Source organism: Bacillus sp. SIMBA_154 (assembly GCF_046536015.1).
Lineage (GTDB): Bacteria > Bacillota > Bacilli > Bacillales > Bacillaceae > Bacillus > Bacillus pumilus_P.
Genome location: NZ_JAWJBV010000593.1, coordinates 1 through 242, shown reverse-complemented (window position 1 = coordinate 242; position 242 = coordinate 1). Strand labels below are relative to the sequence as shown.

General features: G+C 45.0%; 1 pseudogene. It reads left to right on the top strand.

Going from position 1 to position 242, the window contains the following annotated elements:
• Positions 1-242, top strand: a pseudogene (locus R0K30_RS23280) (PTS beta-glucoside transporter subunit EIIBCA); the annotation flags it as partial.

Here is a 242-nt window from a genome sequence, read left to right as displayed (position 1 = left end):
CAGCGCTTGTCAGTCCAGCTTGGACAGAGATTGGTGGGCGCGTGGCATCAGGTGAAGGCGTTGCCTTTTTAGGCATTGCATTATCTGAAACGGTCTATACCTCATCGGTATTGCCGCCGCTGTTCTTAGTATGGATTCTTTCTTATCAGGAGAGAATTTTAAACAAACGAATGCATTAGGTCATCAAACCGGTATTTGTCCCATTTATCTGTATGGTCGTCATGGTCTCGTTAACCATTCTA